Source organism: Flavobacterium phragmitis, assembly GCF_900112575.1.
GTDB lineage: Bacteria > Bacteroidota > Bacteroidia > Flavobacteriales > Flavobacteriaceae > Flavobacterium > Flavobacterium phragmitis.
Genome location: NZ_FOMH01000015.1, coordinates 38,470 through 55,990, shown reverse-complemented (window position 1 = coordinate 55,990; position 17,521 = coordinate 38,470). Strand labels below are relative to the sequence as shown.

Genomic DNA, 17,521 nt, shown 5'->3' with positions numbered 1-17,521 from the left:
TGTTTAATGTTAGATTTTAAAAATGCTTTTGGAAGACAACTTTGAGGGTTGTTTTTTGAAGGAAGCGGGATCCAGATTTTTTCTGGTTTCGGGGCACAGTTGTTTCCTTTTGAGACTGCAAATATTGGGAGAAAAAAGCCCTAAAAAAAACAAATGCAAGGTGCTTGAACATTTGTATTCTAGGGCTTTACAAGGTTGTAAGGAAAGCGAACAAAGCTCGATTTTGATGGAGGAAATGCCTCATCTTTGCATCACAAAAGGATGTTTTTGAAGATTAAAAAGAAGCGGTTTTCTTTTTAAGATGGATTGCGAAGATTTTCCTTATTGTTCATAAGTTCTTCGATTTTTTTTAATTCTGAAGTTATAGGCGTACAAAGAATTTCATACAAAGTAGTGCGTGAAATTGGATAAACAGGATAAACATATTTACGCCATACAACGGTCGTAGGAATGTCTTCTGTTTTATGTTTTTGATACAATTCTTTGATGAGTTTGTAACGCATTAATTTATTTTTTTGAATTCCGAGGCTTCTGTTTGAAGATATAGGCATAAGGATGAGGTATTTATAATGAAAGAATGAAGAAAGATTTTAGAAAGAAGAAAGAAGTTTTAATTACAATAATTTGAATTATAAGACATGACATAAAATTTTAATGCAGCCAAACCATTTGATCTTTTTCTCAGTGATGGTTTTTTTACTTCTAATGCCATTTTTAAACCTCGTTCTGAGGTAGTATTTGTTAAGTTTCCTTAACAATCAAGGTCTGCAGACTCCGCATGACAATCCTGTTTCCACTACCCTTTAAAGGTTTGGATTCCGTTAGAAAGAATGTTTTTGGCTGCTTAAATATTAGGGCAGAAATCGCCCGTTTGCCGGTTCCTGGTTCTCTTTAAAGAAAGAAGAAGCAGGAACCTTTTTTATAATCTGTTAAAAAAATAAGATGTCAGATATTGGGTAGTATCAGCCTTTGTAAGTGGCTTTGGTATGTTTTTTAAACCGAGGATTCTTAATTACAATACTTTCGTATTGATTAAAAGCCTGTCGTTCTTTGTGCGATAAATCGTTTTTGCAGTTCCAGTTTCCCAGTCCATCCTTAAAAACGATATTGTTATTTACTTTGTAGCTTTCGTGATCTGTAATTGGCTTTATTTTTATGCTCATTAAAATAGTGTTTAAAAATTGTTTTTATTCTGAAGAAAAACCATTCACGAAAGATCAGAATTGGCTTTAAATTGGTTGCAATCAGCAATATTGACAATAGAACTGATGCGTAGATATCATTATTAGGCTGCATGATGCTGTTCGCTTTGTTGATTAAAGAAATCAAAGGCGTATCCTTGAAGAAAATCTACAGAAGACATGGATAACGGAATATTGGTTCTTACGCCATTCTCATCAATTCGACTGGCCTCAATAAACCAGCTGGAACGTACAGGTTTAAAAGAAGAAGCGATAATTTCGACACCATCTGTAAATTCTTCGTTGTTAAATTCTTTTGTCAGTTTTTGAAGTTCTAAAACTCTGGAGCCTTTTAGGTTTCCTTTTGCATCTTTTTTGAGCAGGTTGAAAACGATTTTTACCAGAGCGGCAGTTTCTTTGGTGGTAGAAAGAGAAGAGATATAATTTTGTACTTTTTCAATGCCAATAGTTACCGTATCGTCCCACCCTTCATTAATGCGATAACCAATCGTGATTTCTTCCTTATCATTAGAGAAAGTATGAGACATTTGTTTTTCTTTAAAACCATACACCTGATTTTTTAGATCCAAAATAGTTTCAAACAATCTAAAAGTTTCTGTTTTGGCATTTCGCATCATTTCAGAAGTTTCGTGTAATCTTGAAAGTGCTCTTGGAATAGTTTCAGCAACTAGTTTTTTATAAGCTTCTCTTTCTTCATTTTTTTTGTTTTCAATTCGGTTTAAAGCCTCTTTTAATTCTTGTGCAGAAAATTGAGATAAATCCATAGCTGATGTCATTGTGTTTGTTAACGGCGTGTTCATAATATTTGGCTTTTAGTTTATTATATTAGTTATGTAATAAAATCTCTTCTTTAAGAGGATTTCCGTAGTAAGGTTTAAAATTGTGCAGTAAGGCCAATCTTGAAACTTCTTTCAGTTTATTCTCAATGTTTTGAGAAACGGGACGGGGAGCAGCAGTTTCATTTTCTAGAATATGCATCCATTGAAAACGCTCCTGATTAATACAGATTCTTTCTCCAGCTGTAAAAGTTTTACTTTTTTCAGAACAATACTGAAGAGCCAGATACAATTGTGCAATACGTGCTTCGATTTGATTTCTACTCATGATTTTTTTCTAATAAGGTTCGTAATTTTTTAATGTCAGATTCAATTAAACTTCTTTCAGGACTGTTTGGATTTTCAATCAGCCAATTTTCCAGTTCCTGAATTTTTTCCTTGATTTGATTTGTTTCCATTTTAATTATTTAAGCAATGATGAATGTTTTTTTTAATTAATGATTAATAATACATCTTATTCGTAGTTTTATTCCTATTCAGCGTAGTTTGTGGTTTTTTGATTTTTTAAGACTTTTTTGGTGTTTAATTTATTGATTATGAATTATTTATTTTTGTTTTGTCATTTGTGCTTTGTATTTGTGTTTTATAAAAATGTTAATATTTCTATTGTTTTTGATTTTTATTTTTCTTTACTTTGCAAATATAATGTAAAATATTACATCAAAACAAATTTTTAACGTAAAAAAATACGCTTTGTTATGGGGTCAACGGAGAGGATGAGAGAATACCTTGATTATAAAGGAATTAGTAAGTATAAGTTTTGTAATGACCTGGGATTTTCTAATAAGTTTTTAGATAATAGCAGCAATATGGGGACAGATAAGGCGTGTAAAATTTTACACTATTATCCTGATATAAATTCGGAATGGCTTTTAACAGGTAACGGACCTATGATAAAGGAGGATAATACAAGTGTGATGATTATGAATAATGATAGAAAAACAGTCGATTCTATTCATATCAATCAGGAAATCCCGTTGTATGATTTGGAAGCTGTTGCAGGATTACGGGAGTTGTTCAATAGTGGCGAACCACAAAGGGTTTTAGATACTATAAAAATTCCGAATTTACCTAAATGCGATGGTGCCATTTCTGTAACAGGAGATAGTATGTATCCGTTATTGAAATCGGGAGATATCGTTTTGTATAAAGAAACCGAATTTGAAAATATCTTTTTTGGAGAAATGTATCTTTTGAGTGTCAAGCTAAATGATTGGGAAGAATATATTACAGTAAAGTATGTTCAAAAATCAGATCAAGGTGTGGAATATGTGAAGTTGGTAAGTCAAAATTCACATCACCAGCCAAAAGATATTCATATTTCTAAGATATCTGCATTGGCACTTATAAAAGCAAGTATTAGAATTAATACAATGATGTAAGTTTTTATTAAAAAACGAAAAGAAAACCATTATAATGTATGCTATAGTGGCTTTTTTAATTTGTTTTATGTTAAAAAACATCTCGGCGATAAAAAAAAGTCTTTGTAAAGTTCAACTAATCAAATATTTATAATATATTTAACATCTGAAATGTGGGAATTGTGTAAAATTTGTACATAATTTTGCAAAGTCAAAGAGGAGAACCACAATTTTGTTTTTTGACAAAGTACCCAAATCTGTTTTTTAACTTTAATTATAGCCTGCTTATGAGAATATTTTTTGTGGCACTGCTTTTTTCTCTTAGTTCGTTTACAACCTACAACCTAACGGACAGAAAAGAAATATTAAATGAAATTGAATTAGCAAGACTTAACGAACATGTAAGTGAGGTTAAGACTTATGTTTCTGCAAATCGCGGTTATAGCAAGAAGATTGCTTTTCTTGTTGACATGAAGATCAAATCTGGAAAAAACCGTTTTTTTGTTTACGATCTTGAGAATGAAAAAATTATCGATCAAGGACTTGTTGCACATGGTTCTGGATCTGAAACTGGAATAAAGGGAGATATTCTGCAGTTTAGCAATATGCCTAATTCCAATTGCACTTCATTAGGTCGTTATGGTGTAGAGAAGCCTTATAAAGGTGTCTTTGGGAAAGCTTATAGACTTAGCGGAATGGATGAAACAAATAATAATGCTCAAAAAAGAGCTATCGTTCTACACTGTTATAAAGAAGTTCCAGATGATGAAAAAGAATACTACATCATCAACAGCCACGGCTGTCCAATGGTAAGTGAAGCATTCTTTAAAAGACTTGACAAATTTATAGAGAGTTCAGATTCTAAAATCATGCTTTCGGTTTATTACTAGAAATAGAAAAATATAAAAGAGATATATTCTCATCATAAAAACAAGAGTCTTTTGGGCTCTTGTTTTTTTTGGTCCAATATGTTTTTGCTAAAACATAGGTTGCTATTAGACTAAAATCTCTTTTTTTTTTGCTTTTAGTCTTCAAAAAAGAATTTTTCTGCTTACCTTGTATAGTCCAAAATCAAATCTTATGACTTCAAGAAAGCTTTTTCTTCTATTTTTTATATCCATTTTGTCTTCCTGTGGTAATAAAAAAGAACAGGAACTCATTCTTCGTGAAAATGCACTTTTAGAACGCGAAAAACAATTTCAAGATAAAGAAGCAGAATATGATAAGCTCTTAAAATTTAGAGACAGTCTGCTGTCTGTTTCTAAAGTTAAAGATACCTTTCCTCAGGCAAAAGAATGGCCGGACAGCCTTAAAATCAAATGGAATAGTAAAATGATCTGCAGAGAATCGAACTGCAGCAATTATGTTATTGGCGACCAGCGCAATGAAATTTGGGAATTTATATCTGATTCTGTTGGTATGTATACCAATGTTTTAAGTAATAATGAAATTAAACGTGTTTTTACGGGACAGTTTTTAGAAAACAAAATAGTCCTCGATTCGGCTAAAGAAACTTCTGCTAAAAACAAAATTAAAGTAAGCGTAGTGCTCGACGATATTAAAAAAAACATCATAAAAGGCACGCAGACTATCACTGGCCAGGATAACTGTACAGCAAAATTCTCAGTTGAACTTACTCCATCTAATAAAAAGTAATTTATGCTGCTGAGTATTCACCATATAAGCCTTCCTATTGAAGATCCGTTATTGAAGTTTCTTATCGAAATTATCATCATTTTATGTATTCCGCTTTTGCTTAATAAAATAAAAGTACCGCATTTGCTAGGTCTTATTATTGCTGGAGCTATTATTGGTCCAAACGGTTTTGGCGTATTGTCAAGAGATAGTAGCGTAGTGGTTACAGGAACTACAGGTCTTTTGTATATTATGTTTTTAGCCGGTCTGGAAATTGATATGGCCGATTTTAAAAAGAATAAATGGAAAAGCATTATTTTTTCGATTTTCACTTTTGCTGTTCCGTTTATTTTAGGGCTAGTGGGAGGTTATTATGTTTTAGGATTTTCACTCCTTACTTCGATTCTATTTGCCAGCCTTTTTTCGTCACATACCTTAATTGTCTATCCAATGGTTAGTGGTTTAGGGATTGCCAAAAATCTTTCGGTAAATATAACAGTGGGTGGTACCATGATTACAGATGTACTTTCGCTTTTGGTTCTTGCCGCTATTGTAGGAATGTCACAGGGAGAAGCGGGTACAGCTTTCTGGGTTAAGCTCTCTGTTTCAATGGTTGTTTTTACTTTAATTGTACTATTGGTTTTCCCTATTATCGCACGTTGGTTTTTTAAAACTGTTGAAGATAAAATATCTCAATATCTTTTTGTAATTGTTATGATTTATCTTGCCGCACTTCTGGCTGAATTAGCAGGAATTGAATCTATTATTGGTGCTTTTTTTGCTGGATTGGCTTTAAACAAACTAATTCCACATACGTCATCATTAATGAACAGAGTAGAATTTGTGGGAAATGCGATTTTCATTCCTTTCTTTTTAATAAGCGTCGGAATGCTGATTGATTTTAATGCTTTTATACAAAGTTGGGAAACATTATGGGTAGCCACAATTATGCTTATAGCTTCGATAGGCGGAAAATACTGTGCAGCTATGCTGACCAAAAAAACATTTAAACTTACCAATGATGAAGGACAGCTTATTTTTGGAATGAGTGCGGCATCAGCAGCGGCTACACTAGCATCTGTTATGGTAGGATATAACATAATTATTGGAGAAAATGATGCAGGTGAACCCATCAGGCTTTTAAATGAGCATGTTCTTAACGGCAGTATTCTTCTGATTCTAGTATCCTGTACCATATCTTCGTTTGTTTCGATGGCAAGCGCGCAACGTATAGCACAGGCAGATAAAGACAATACAGTTTCGGGAAAAAGTGAAGAGAAGGAAAATATATTGCTGGCAGTTAATCATGAAGCAACTGTTGATAAAATGGTGAATCTCGGACTAATGGTCAAAACAGCTTCCAACAAAGCGCTGTATGCTGTTAATGTAATTAATGAAGATGCCAATGAATCCTCTGTTAAAAATGCTGAAAAAATAATGGATACTGCGGTTAAAGCAGCTGCTGCTGCCGATGTTGAATTGTATCCCATAACCCGTCATGATAATGATACGGCAGGAGGAATAAGTAATGTGATAAAAGAAAAAGAAATTAGTGATCTTATAGTAGGACTGGAGGGAGGAAAAGGTTTTTCGGCTTCGTTTGTCTATAATTTATATAACGGCTATCTGCGAAATAAGAACATAAATTTGATGGTGTATCATGCTGTACAGCCTGCAGCTACCGTAAAAAGATATCTGGTTTTCATACCAGCTGATGCCGAAATGGATGCAGGATTTTTTCATTCGATGTTAAGAATCTGGAATATAGGTCGTAATTCTGGCGCAAAAATGAGTTTTTATGGAAAAGAAAAAACTTTAAACATTCTAAAAAGAATCGCTAAAAAAGCCTCTATAGAAGCCACATTTGATGTTCTTTTAGATTGGAAAAATGCCATACAGACCGCAATCAGTATTGAAGAAAATGAAGGGTTGATTATTATGATGGGAGATAAAGGAATGCATTCGTATTTTTCGCAAATGAGAGATGTGCCGGATCTTTTGAATGAGAAATTCAATAACAACAACTATATGTTGATCTATCCTTTTTCTAAAACTCTTAAAAACAATACAGAAAAAAGATCAGTGAGCAGTCATGATGATTTTGCTGAAATAGGAAAAGCGATTAGAAATATTTTTAAATAATTTGTGTTTTTTGTAAATCAAATTAGTTAAAAAGATAGGTGGATTTTTGTTCGCAATTACCGAAATGCAATACTTAATGTTTCATAAAATCAAAACTTCGTTTCAAATTATAATTTGAAACCGAATTTAGAAACTTGGTACAATTTTAAATTGATTGTGGTCATAACTTTGATATTATCGAAAGTGCAATCAGTTTTACTCCTGAAAACCTTAAAAATATAATTTTCAAAAACTACAATAACGGAAATAAAGATTTAGAGCAATGTAGCATTTTTACAACAGTGTAGATTATTGATTTTAATAATATTTAAAATTTCAAGAAGATGTCTTTACCTGATCAATTATATAATATGAAGTTTGCTGAGTATTTTGAATCAATACGCAAGATGTATTTAATTGATGAAAAATTTAGGGGGATTTGTGATAATTACTGTGACAACATTGTAAATGGAGAAAACTACAGAAAGAAAAAGGAAAAAAATTTCCTAAAGGAGCAGGAGTGTGAAATTTTATCTAAAGAATTAGAGGAAGAAATACTTTTTTATATTGTTCGTAACGGTTAGAATACAAAATGTTCTGCCGTTTAAATTTGGATGAGAACTTCTCTTTGCTGGCTGTAAAGGGAAGTTTTTTGTTTTATTTAAGGCAAAAGATTTCTTCTTATTCAGACAATAGAACTTTTGCCAAATATCCGAGATTATACTATTGCTTAAAATTTGAATGATGCTGATATTTGTCTAATATAATAAACAGGATAACATGTATATTTGTACTTTAAGTACAAATTGGCATAAAAAAGAGTAAGAGCAATGAGTGAAAAGTTTAAGGTAGGGAGTTTATACGCAGGTATTGGCGGCATTTGTATGGGATTTAAAAATTCTGGATTTGACTTACTTTGGGCCAATGAGTTTGATAAAAATGCTTGTGTAACTTACCGAGAAAACTTCAAACATATGCTTATAGAAGGAGATGTTTTGCAATTGGATTTAGATACTATTCCAAAAGTTGATATTTTAACTGGTGGATTTCCGTGCCAGCCTTTTTCAGTTGCTGGTTATAGAAAAGGTTTTGATGATAATAGGGGGAATCATTTTTTTAGAATTTTAGATTTCGTAGATACTATGCGACCTAAAGTAATATTTTTAGAAAATGTAAAAAATCTTGTGAATCATGATAACGGAAAAACAATGAAAGTGATTGAATCTTCGTTAAGAGAAAGAAACTACTCCTTTCAATCACAAGTTTTAAATACTAAAGATTACGGAAACATACCTCACAATAGAGAAAGGATATTTATGGTGGCATTTGATACATTAGAATATCCTGATGCCGAGAAAACTTTTAAATTTCCAAAGAAAGAAGAATTGACTCGAACAATTGAAGATGTAATTACAAAAGAAAAAGTAGAAGAAAATTTCTATTATAAGGAAGATAAATACATGTTTAATATGCTGCAAGAGACAATGAAGTCAAAAGACACAGTGTATCAATTCAGAAGGCAATATGTAAGAGAAAATAAATCTAATGTTTGTCCTACCTTAACTGCAAACATGGGAACTGGCGGCCATAATGTTCCTTTAATAAAAACAGATTTTGGATTTAGGAAGCTGACACCGAGAGAATGTTTAAGATTCCAAGGTTTTCCTGATTCATTTAAAATTCCAGCTAAATTGGCTAATTCCAGTTTGTATAAACAGGCAGGAAACTCTGTAAGTGTTCCAGTAATTGAAGCATTATCTAAAAAAATATTGGAAGTTCTAGAAAATGTCCCAGTATTGACTAGTACAGTGCAATAATTTTTTGATTTTAAATTTATTGCTGAAGTCATTATTTGTGATTTAAGAACTTAATATTTTTACTAAACTATCAATCGGATGCAGATCGCCGCTTTGGATATAGTAATTGCTGGCATCCATTTTAGTGTATTGATTTAACATTGCATTTTGAGGCAGAACATCATTATTATTGATTGTGTTTATCAATTCCTGATGGTTGCAATATCCAGCAATATCAAACTCCCAGACTGAATTGAAAATTAATTCTTCAATTTCATTTTTTGTCATTTCATCGCAATACAAACATTTCTTAGCAGTAAATATTTTTTTAATATCCGGTTGAATTCTGACCAAAATGAAATAATCGTATTGGATTGTAGAACCGTTATTTAATGAAAGATTAGGAATGTATTGTCCTTGATGATTCCAATCTTTTGTTTCAAGAAGCAATAAGTTGGACTGAGCGGCAGCAGATTTAACATTGATTTTCCTGTCTTTAATTTCCAAATCGGAATCATCCCAAACACCTTCACCATAAATTTCGAAATCAGGTTCTCTGGATTCAAGATTTTGGACTTTAAAATAATGGTAAAGAACAACCTCTGCTAGTTTTCCTTGAAAAGTATTACAGAATTTTTCGCTTTTTCTTCTTGTATATTGTCCACCCGTTCGACAATTACGATGATGTCCTTTGCCAAAATTCATTTCAAATGAAAAATCTATAACCTTCTGTATTTCAAATTTGGAAATTGGCAGACCCGAAAATGCTCTTGCGTTGCTTACATAGTAATAATCTTTCTGTTCAATTACTTTATGGCTCAGTTTCATAGATTTAAAACTTCATTAATTATTTGTCAGTTGTAACCATTTGAGTTTCAAATATAATAAATAATTAAAGAATTTTCTTTCTTTTTGTTGAGTGGAAAACCTGCGATGTTTTAACTGCCTTTTAAAATTTCGTCAATAATAATTTTTTGAACTTCTTCTGATTTTTCAGTTAAAACGGAATGACCTGCATCTTTAAACAAAAATATTTTTTTCTTAGGAGCTTTTAGTTTTTCGAAATATTGTTCAGCAATAGTAAAGTTGGTTTGAAGATCCTTTTCGCCAATAAAGAAATATACTGGACATTTAACAGAAGGGAGATCTTTAAAAAGGTTTTGTTTAATGGCTTTATTCCATGTTGGCATCCAAGTGTCTGACCAGGATTTAAGATATTCTTTTACTACGGTTGTATCTTTATCGGCAAAAGGCTGCCCATCATAATGAAACATCCATTTTCTGGAATAAAATATTTGCTCATAGTTTTCAAAAGGAATTTTTACCGTTTTTAGTTCTTTTTCCGCTGCGGTATTATGTTTTTCTTTTGCATCAGCTTTAAGTTTGTCCAACAGCATTTGTTCGCTTTTCGATTGATCGATTACAGGACTGAATGCCAAATAAGCATTTAATAAATCTGGATGTTTTTGAGTCATATAAAAACCCAATACAGTTCCCCAAGATTCGCCTGCGAGATATATTTTTTGTTTATTAAATTTTTTCAAAAGAAGCTTTACCAATTCATAAGTATCATTTTCCATTAGTTCCAACGTGATTGGCTCCGAAGATTTATTAAGAGCTAAAGTTCTGCCAGCGTCTCTTTGGTCCCACTGAACCACTAAAAAATGATCTTCAAGTTTATTCGTAAATTTTTCCGCTTGATTCATTCGAGAACTGCCGGGTCCGCCATGCAAAAACAAAATCAGAGGAGAAGTCTGTTTTCCTTTATAAGAGATGACTTGTTTTATTTTGCCCACCGACAAAGTATCATAATGAGTTTGAGTCTGTGTAAATGATTTATTAGCAACGAAAACAATAAGAAGTATTGCAAAATGTATTTTTTTCATTTGTCAAATTGGTTTAAATTTAAGATTCAGCTTTATTACTTGGGTTCTGTTTTGGATAATGTGATGATTTACATTGGTTTGTAAACAAAAATAAAAGTTTTTTTCAAAGTTAGATTTATTGTTTGTAATAAATATTTTACGGTTAAGAATTCTGAACTCTTTACAACTTTAAATGTTTTAAATAAGTATCTATGAGAATGATATTGAAAGACAGAAAAAGAAAAACCCTGCAGATATATCTGCGGGGTTTTTCTTTTTTATGTTTTTTTAAACTTTAGTTTATAATATTTGGATTCTTTATGCTTAAGAAGTTATGAATTATAAATTTTAAGAAGAATCTCTTGATATGAACTTGACATCAAGAAATTCTTCGATTTTAAATGTTATTAGATAAAAGAACCATGAAGATATTTAAATAAAACTTTTCAAGAGAAACATTTTACTGTCAAATAACTACTTTTTCTTTTGTAACAAAATACAGGCTCCACCACCAGGCGCTAGTTTAACATCTATAAAATCATTACCTGTAACTTCTTTAGAAATCGTTTCATGACTCACTTTATTAATTCTGAAATCAGCATCTTTTCCGTCCTGCATGATTGTAGCTTTATATTTGTCCTTTCCTAGTACCGTTAGGGGAATACGCAGTGAACGACCATCTTCATTTGTCGCAGCAGCGATGAGCCAGTTTCCATCTGCTGCCTGACGAGCCATGACAATGTACTCGCCAATTTCTCCGCTAATCGTTTTGCTTTCCTGCCATGGTTGTTGCTGTGCACTAATAAATTTTAGCAATTCAGGATATTTATTGTAGTTTTCAGGTATATCAGGAATGATAGTGGCACCAGAAAAAGTGATGAGTGTACGTGCTGCTTCTGCCGTAATTGTAGCTGGTACTGGCATTGGATTGTCGACTCTTCCTTTCTGCTCCATATCAAAAGTGCCGTTATTCATATCGATAGGTCCGGCTACCATGTTTATAAACACAGATGTTACAAATGTTTTGGGTTCAAATACTCTTCGTGCATCGAGTTGCGCCTGACAAAACTCACGGGTAACTGCGTTTGGCCAAGTTCTCATTTGTCCGTAGGGATGAACAGGACCATCATGAAAATCAACCATTAAATGGTTTTCCGCACAGATTTTAGTAATTAGTTGAGTATGTAGGTTTTTTTCTTCCGGCGTGCCTTGCATAAAACCATATTTTACACCTGCAGCTCCCCAGTCCCCATATTGTTTTAATGTTTTTTCTAAAGGATAATTTTTTCCTCCGACATCATTCAGATACAGCCAAACACCCACATTTTTTTGTTTCCCATAAGCAATAATCTCATGTACCTGTTGAACTTTGCCTCCTTTTAAAGGATCCGATTCTTTGTTAAACTCTTCACCGTACCAGTTGGCATCTAATACCAAGGATTTCATTTTATTGGCAGAAGCCAAGTCAACCATACGTTTCCAGGATTTCAGTGACATTTCATATTTAAATCCATCGACTACAGCACCGTCAATACGCCAGTCCCAAACCGCTATACCTGGTTTTACCCATGAGAAATCTGTTCCTTTAGCAGGATCAGGATTAAGCAATTCAATCAAGTGTGAATCAGTTAATTCTCCTGGAGCTCTTCCATACATCACAACTCTCCATGCTTTTGCATTTTTAGAAGGTACTGAAAACAAAGAGGTTCCTTTGTGAGGTTGTAAAAGTAAAGGTTCGCCACTTTCAAGATTAGCTTCGTGTACAGCTATATAACTGTTCTCAGCTGCTTTAACAACCATAACCGGCTCTCTGACATCATTTGCTTCATGCAGTTTTTCAGGACCTATATTATGATGTTCACCATTGTAATACCAAGCAGGGTAGTTATCTGCAAAGTTGAATTCTGTCAATTCTTTCTCTGCAGTTAATCCTTCATACCTGAAAGCCATTCCATCATTGTAGACTCTTACTATTATTTTATAGGAAGTGAGATCTATTATGGTTTGATTGTAATAGTCAGGTACATTTTTTCTTTTTCCCCAAATAGGTTTCCAAACACTTTTTACAGATGAATTGCTTACTTTATTCCAATGGATATTGTTTGTAGATTGTAATCCAAGTTTGCTTTGTTTTATCAATAAATGATTGTCGGCTACAAAACTGTATTCAATGGAATTTGTGCTGGTCTGTTGAATTTGAACAACAAGTTTTTTATCTGGAGAAGTGATGGTAACAGACTGTTTTTTTGATTGTGCAGATAGAACTGTAGGCAGTTGAATGCAGATAGAAATAAATAGAATTAATTTCGTTTTAAGGCTCATATTATTACTTTTTTAACAAAACTAATGAATAGAACACATAAAACCCAAATAATTGTTATCCCTAATTTATTTGTATATCACTTTTTCAATCTTCTCGCTACACAATTTAGAATTTTAGATGTTAGAGCCATGATAAAATGACCAAGATAATCAGTAAAATAATTTTTGTCATTTTTTATATTGGGTTTTCGTGGTCAGCAGGGATAGATACTGTTTTTGGTTTTGTCTTTGTAGTTGCATTGTTTTGAATGACACTTTATTAAGAAGCTGTGGCGGTCTTTTGAATTGACCGCCAGTATGCTTTTTTTTTTGATTAGAAAAAGACAAGAAAATCTAATCAATACTTTATTTTTAGATTTAATCAAGATTTATTTAAATAGATTTTCACTATCCTGGATTGTTTTTGAGCCATTCTAAACGTCTTTTATCAGGCAAATGGGTAATTTTAAAATCTTCAAAAACAGCATTAAAACCGTTTCCGTCCGGACTAGCCGCCATCATGCCTACTTGTACTGTCTTAAATTCTGGAAAATATACTGTATTGGTCATGATGTAGTTTGTGCCATCAGTAGAATAAAAGATTTCTAAAGCATCAAGTCTGCGTACTGCTTTCATCCAGACATTTTTGGGTTTATCTTTTAAACCTAAAACACTCCATGAACTTTTTTCTATGGTATGTACTGTGCTGATATTAAATATTCCATCAACATATTCCACACCAGTTTTAACATAATTATTTTCATCAATTCTAAGCATCAGACATACCTGATCGAATCTGGATTTATAGGTTGCACTCATCTTTACAGACACTTCAAATTCTCCGCTTCTTTCTGTATATAAAAATGGACCGTCGTAGACCGTAAAACCATAATGGCTTTTATTCCAGTAGTCTGACTGAGGTGTGGTATACATCGTAAGTTTATTGTCTTTAATTTCCCATTGTGCCGGCTCATTTAGCCAGTTCATGGCATTTAGTTTTTGTGCATTGGCTTTAGTGGCAATGATCAATGCTGAGATTAAAACTAAGTGGCATTTTTTCATTTTTTTTTATTTATGTTAATATTGTTTTACAAAGTAGGCACTTAGATTTTTTTTGGACAATAGTTATATATAACCATATTTTAAAAGGATATATTCCATATTTTTATAAAATAATGAAGCCACTCCAACATAACTCCATGAATCCAATATCAAATTTAGAAGAACAATTTTTTTTAGAATCTGCTGACAGCCCCCAAAAACGAAAAGAGCTCCTGCAAGAAGCTATTTCAATGATGCAGAATTATGTAAAGCTAGAACATTCTGTTGCGGTGTTGTCGGATCTGGCAGATAATAAAAGTTATATTTTCAGTGGAGATTTTGGTCGTTTTTTTAATATGAATTCGGGATATACCACAATTGATTCCATTTGGGAATATGATATTTACAAGCGTATTCATCCTGATGATCTTTTTAAGAGGCATCTTTTGGAATTAGAGTTTTTCAATTTTTTAAAAACACTGCCTCCAGAGGAAAGATTGGATTATGGTACCCGATGCAGTATAAGGGCGGTGGATTCTAAAAATGAATATCAGTATATTTTGCATCGAAGTTTTTATCTCAAAAACAGTTCCACCGGAGGTTTATGGCTTGCTGTGTGTTTGTACAATTATTCTTTTGAAAAAACAGTGGAACAGCAGGGTATTGAAGGCCGTATAGTAAATACCAAAACTGGAGAATGGTTTTATGCTGATTCCTACGTTAGCTGTTTCAATTTACTTACTACTCGTGAAAAAGAAATTCTGTTGCTTATTTCCCATGGCTTTATTAGCAAAGAGATTGCAGAGAAACTTAATATCAGTATCAATACTGTAAACAGACACCGGCAGAATATTTTGGAAAAGCTCAATGTTGCTAATTCTTTTGAAGCAGTAAGGACAGCGCAGGGATTGCATTTGATATAAATATAACACGAGGGATATTATGATTTTATCTGCTCAAATTTGTTAATAGGAGAGTTTTATGTCTTTTTGTATTTTATAAAGCCAAAATTGTTTAATGTGCCGATAGTTTGTTTCGAAAGAAAAAAGGCTGGCTAGAGTATAATTTTTACAAGAAACATCAAAATGGCTTTGTATCTAAATGAGTTCAATTCTAACCAATTGCATATGGAGAAAATTTAGGCAATATTTATTGGTAGTTTTAGTGATAATGGAGAAGAGTAGCAGGTTTCTGGTTCATTTTGAAACCTGCCAAATTTCTCTACTTTACAAGATTTAATTACTAATAATTTCGTATTGAAAAGAATAGGTAACGGACTTGGTATATTTGATTTTATTTTTAAACCGAATATTCGGCTTTTTGGGTTGTTTCTATATACTGTAAGATTTCATTACTTATGTTTTGAGCTGTAAAGCCAAATTTCTCATCCAAAACAGAGGCTGGTGCAGAGTATCCAAAATGATCTAATCCATAAACAAAACCTTTAGTCCCTGCAAGACTTTCAAAATTAACAGGAAGTCCGGCGGTTAAACCGAAAACCAAACCGTCTTTCGGAATAATACTCTCTTGATATTCTAGTGGCTGAGATTTGAAAATCCCTTCGGAAATTATAGAAGCAACGTTTATCTTCAATTGTTTTGTTTTTTCCAACTCAGATGCCGCTTCTAAAAGAGTAGAAACTTCGGATCCATTTGCAATTAAAGTAATATCCGGATTTTTAGTTTCTTTAATCAAATAACCACCTTTTTTAGCCTGTAATGCAGTTTCAAATTTTGAATCTTTATAAGGAAGATCTTTAATGTTTTGTCTGGAAAGAATTAATGCAGTTGGAGTTGTTTTGTTTTCAACGGCCATTTGCCATGCAACAGAAGTTTCAGTAGCATCAGCAGGACGAAGTGCCAGGAAACTTTGATTGCCTTTATGGTTTTTTATCTTTTCCAAAAGCCTTATCTGGGCTTCCTGTTCGATTGGCTGATGCGTTGGTCCGTCCTCTCCAACTCGAAATGAATCATGTGTGAAAACATATTTTACAGGAAGTTCCTGAATTGCCGCCAGACGTATGGCAGGTTTCATGTAATCAGAAAAAACAAAAAAAGTAGCGACAACAGGAACTACTCCTCCATGTAATGCCATTCCATTTGCAATTGCGGCCATTGTAAGTTCAGCAACACCAGCCTGAAGAAATGCACCATTAAAATTGTCTTTCTGCATTACCGAAGTTTTTTTCAGGAAACCATCCGTTTTGTCGCTGTTAGACAAATCTGCCGATGAAACAATCATATTTTCTATTTTTTCTGCCAAATATCCTAATACTTCAGCAGAGGCATCACGAGTTGCCGCGTTGGCTTTTTGACTGATAGAACTGAAGTCCATTTCGGGAAGTTCTCCTCTGAAGAACTGCTCAATCTTTTTGGCTGCTTCAGGATTTTGTTTTTCCCAAGTAAGAATTTTTGATTTTCTCTCTGCAGCATCTTCAGTTTTTTGTTTTAAGACTATTTTATAATGTTCCCCTACATTTTCATAAACCGCAAATGGATCTTTTGGATTGGCGCCTAAGTTTTCCAGTGTTTTTACAAAATCTGCTTTTGTTGCGCCAATTGGCTTTCCATGAAGCTCGCATTGACCTTCATACATTGCTCCTTCAGATGTTACGCAACCTTTTCCCATTATGGTTCTTCCGATGATGAGTGTAGGCCTTTTTAATTCGGCATTAGCAGCATTTAATGCAGAACGTATTTGAGTATGATTATGAGCATCAATAGTAATCACTTTCCATCCCCAGGATTCATATTTAGTGGCTGTGTTTTCGCTGGTTACTTCGTCGGTCATAGAAGATAATTGTACGTCATTGGAATCATAAAACATGATAAAATTGTTTAATCCCAAATGTCCTGCAATTCTTCCTGCTCCCTGCGAAATTTCTTCCTGAATCCCACCGTCTGTTATAAAACCATATATTTTATGGTCAAATAAATGATCAAATTTTGCCGATAGAAATTTTGCAGCAATTGCAGCTCCAATTCCCATAACGTGACCCTGTCCAAGCGGACCAGAAGTGTTTTCAATTCCTCTGTTGACGTCCACTTCAGGATGACCTGGCGTAACGGAATTCCATTGTCTGAAATTTTCAAGATCTGTTTTTTGATAGTTGCCAAGTAAATAATATTGTGAATACATTAATGCTGAGAGATGTCCCGCATCCATAAAAAAGCGGTCTCTGTAAATCCAGTTCATATCTGTAGGGTCATATTTTAAGTATTCAGAATATAGAATATGCATAAAATCTGCTCCGCCCATTGATCCTCCAGGATGTCCAGAATTGGCTTTCTCCACCATTGATATTGCTAAAGCTCTAATGTTATCTGCTGATAATTGGTCTATTGTCTTGCTCATTTTTATGTT

The 17,521-nt window shown here is 33.1% G+C and carries 17 protein-coding genes; 7 read left to right on the top strand and 10 right to left on the bottom strand.

Features of this window, described 5'->3' with window-relative positions; genetic code table 11:
* Nucleotides 1–296 precede the first annotated feature (296 nt).
* The 5 genes from BM289_RS22560 to BM289_RS25525 all read right to left on the bottom strand — a co-directional run bounded on the left by BM289_RS22560 (nt 297) and on the right by BM289_RS25525 (nt 2,436).
* Complete coding sequence (locus tag BM289_RS22560; RefSeq protein WP_091498003.1) at nt 297–551, bottom strand: hypothetical protein; 255 nt, start codon at nt 549–551, stop codon at nt 297–299.
* A gap of 411 nt (nt 552–962) precedes the next feature.
* On the bottom strand, nt 963–1,163 hold the full coding sequence (locus BM289_RS22555; RefSeq protein WP_091498001.1) for a hypothetical protein: 201 nt from the start codon (nt 1,161–1,163) through the stop codon (nt 963–965).
* Nucleotides 1,164–1,285: 122 nt separating this feature from the next.
* Nucleotides 1,286–2,002 carry a DUF3164 family protein gene (locus BM289_RS22550; protein WP_091497998.1) on the bottom strand — a complete coding sequence of 239 codons (717 nt, stop codon included), beginning with the start codon at nt 2,000–2,002 and terminating at the stop codon, nt 1,286–1,288.
* Between the two features lie 25 nt (nt 2,003–2,027).
* Entirely contained in the window at nt 2,028–2,306 is a 279-nt protein-coding gene (locus BM289_RS22545) for a hypothetical protein (RefSeq protein ID WP_091497995.1), read from the bottom strand.
* Nucleotides 2,299–2,436: a hypothetical protein gene (locus BM289_RS25525; RefSeq protein ID WP_167365484.1), complete on the bottom strand. Its 138-nt coding sequence runs from the start codon at nt 2,434–2,436 to the stop codon at nt 2,299–2,301. The genes BM289_RS22545 and BM289_RS25525 overlap by 8 nt, the downstream gene beginning before the upstream one ends.
* A 300-nt stretch (nt 2,437–2,736) precedes the next feature.
* Here BM289_RS25525 and BM289_RS22540 point away from each other — a divergent pair, with 300 nt between their 5' ends.
* From BM289_RS22540 to dcm, 6 genes are all read left to right on the top strand, one after another.
* Nucleotides 2,737–3,420, top strand: a complete 684-nt coding sequence (locus BM289_RS22540) for a S24 family peptidase (RefSeq protein WP_244165438.1) — start codon at nt 2,737–2,739, stop codon at nt 3,418–3,420.
* 266 nt (nt 3,421–3,686) lie between these two features.
* A complete protein-coding gene (locus BM289_RS22535; protein WP_091497993.1) occupies nt 3,687–4,289 on the top strand; it encodes a murein L,D-transpeptidase catalytic domain-containing protein in 603 nt (200 codons plus the stop codon).
* Between the two features lie 190 nt (nt 4,290–4,479).
* Nucleotides 4,480–5,055, top strand: coding sequence for a hypothetical protein (locus BM289_RS22530; protein WP_091497990.1), 576 nt, complete (start codon nt 4,480–4,482; stop codon nt 5,053–5,055).
* A gap of 3 nt (nt 5,056–5,058) precedes the next feature.
* Nucleotides 5,059–7,176: a cation:proton antiporter gene (locus tag BM289_RS22525; protein WP_091497988.1), complete on the top strand. Its 2,118-nt coding sequence runs from the start codon at nt 5,059–5,061 to the stop codon at nt 7,174–7,176.
* Nucleotides 7,177–7,499: 323 nt separating this feature from the next.
* Entirely contained in the window at nt 7,500–7,739 is a 240-nt protein-coding gene (locus tag BM289_RS22520; protein WP_091497986.1) for a hypothetical protein, read from the top strand.
* A gap of 246 nt (nt 7,740–7,985) precedes the next feature.
* A complete protein-coding gene (gene dcm / locus BM289_RS22515) occupies nt 7,986–8,972 on the top strand; it encodes a DNA (cytosine-5-)-methyltransferase (protein WP_091497984.1) in 987 nt (328 codons plus the stop codon).
* 42 nt (nt 8,973–9,014) lie between these two features.
* Here dcm and BM289_RS22510 read toward each other — a convergent pair whose 3' ends face one another.
* From BM289_RS22510 to BM289_RS22495, 4 genes are all read right to left on the bottom strand, one after another.
* Entirely contained in the window at nt 9,015–9,779 is a 765-nt protein-coding gene (locus tag BM289_RS22510; protein ID WP_091497983.1) for a hypothetical protein, read from the bottom strand.
* A gap of 110 nt (nt 9,780–9,889) precedes the next feature.
* Nucleotides 9,890–10,837 (bottom strand): alpha/beta fold hydrolase, encoded by a 948-nt coding sequence (locus tag BM289_RS22505; RefSeq protein ID WP_091497981.1) that lies wholly within the window; start codon nt 10,835–10,837, stop codon nt 9,890–9,892.
* Between the two features lie 453 nt (nt 10,838–11,290).
* Entirely contained in the window at nt 11,291–13,138 is a 1,848-nt protein-coding gene (locus tag BM289_RS22500; protein ID WP_091497979.1) for a glycoside hydrolase family 97 protein, read from the bottom strand.
* A gap of 387 nt (nt 13,139–13,525) precedes the next feature.
* Nucleotides 13,526–14,179: a DUF1349 domain-containing protein gene (locus BM289_RS22495; RefSeq protein WP_091497978.1), complete on the bottom strand. Its 654-nt coding sequence runs from the start codon at nt 14,177–14,179 to the stop codon at nt 13,526–13,528.
* Between the two features lie 137 nt (nt 14,180–14,316).
* Between BM289_RS22495 and BM289_RS22490 the strand changes: the two genes are divergently transcribed.
* Nucleotides 14,317–15,081 (top strand): response regulator transcription factor, encoded by a 765-nt coding sequence (locus BM289_RS22490; RefSeq protein WP_167365483.1) that lies wholly within the window; start codon nt 14,317–14,319, stop codon nt 15,079–15,081.
* Between the two features lie 376 nt (nt 15,082–15,457).
* On the opposite strand, the gene BM289_RS22485 is transcribed toward BM289_RS22490, so the two are convergent.
* The gene (locus BM289_RS22485) at nt 15,458–17,512 is read right to left on the bottom strand and encodes a transketolase family protein (RefSeq protein ID WP_091497976.1); all 2,055 of its coding nucleotides are present in this window, start codon (nt 17,510–17,512) and stop codon (nt 15,458–15,460) included.
* Between the last annotated feature and the right edge of the window lie 9 nt (nt 17,513–17,521).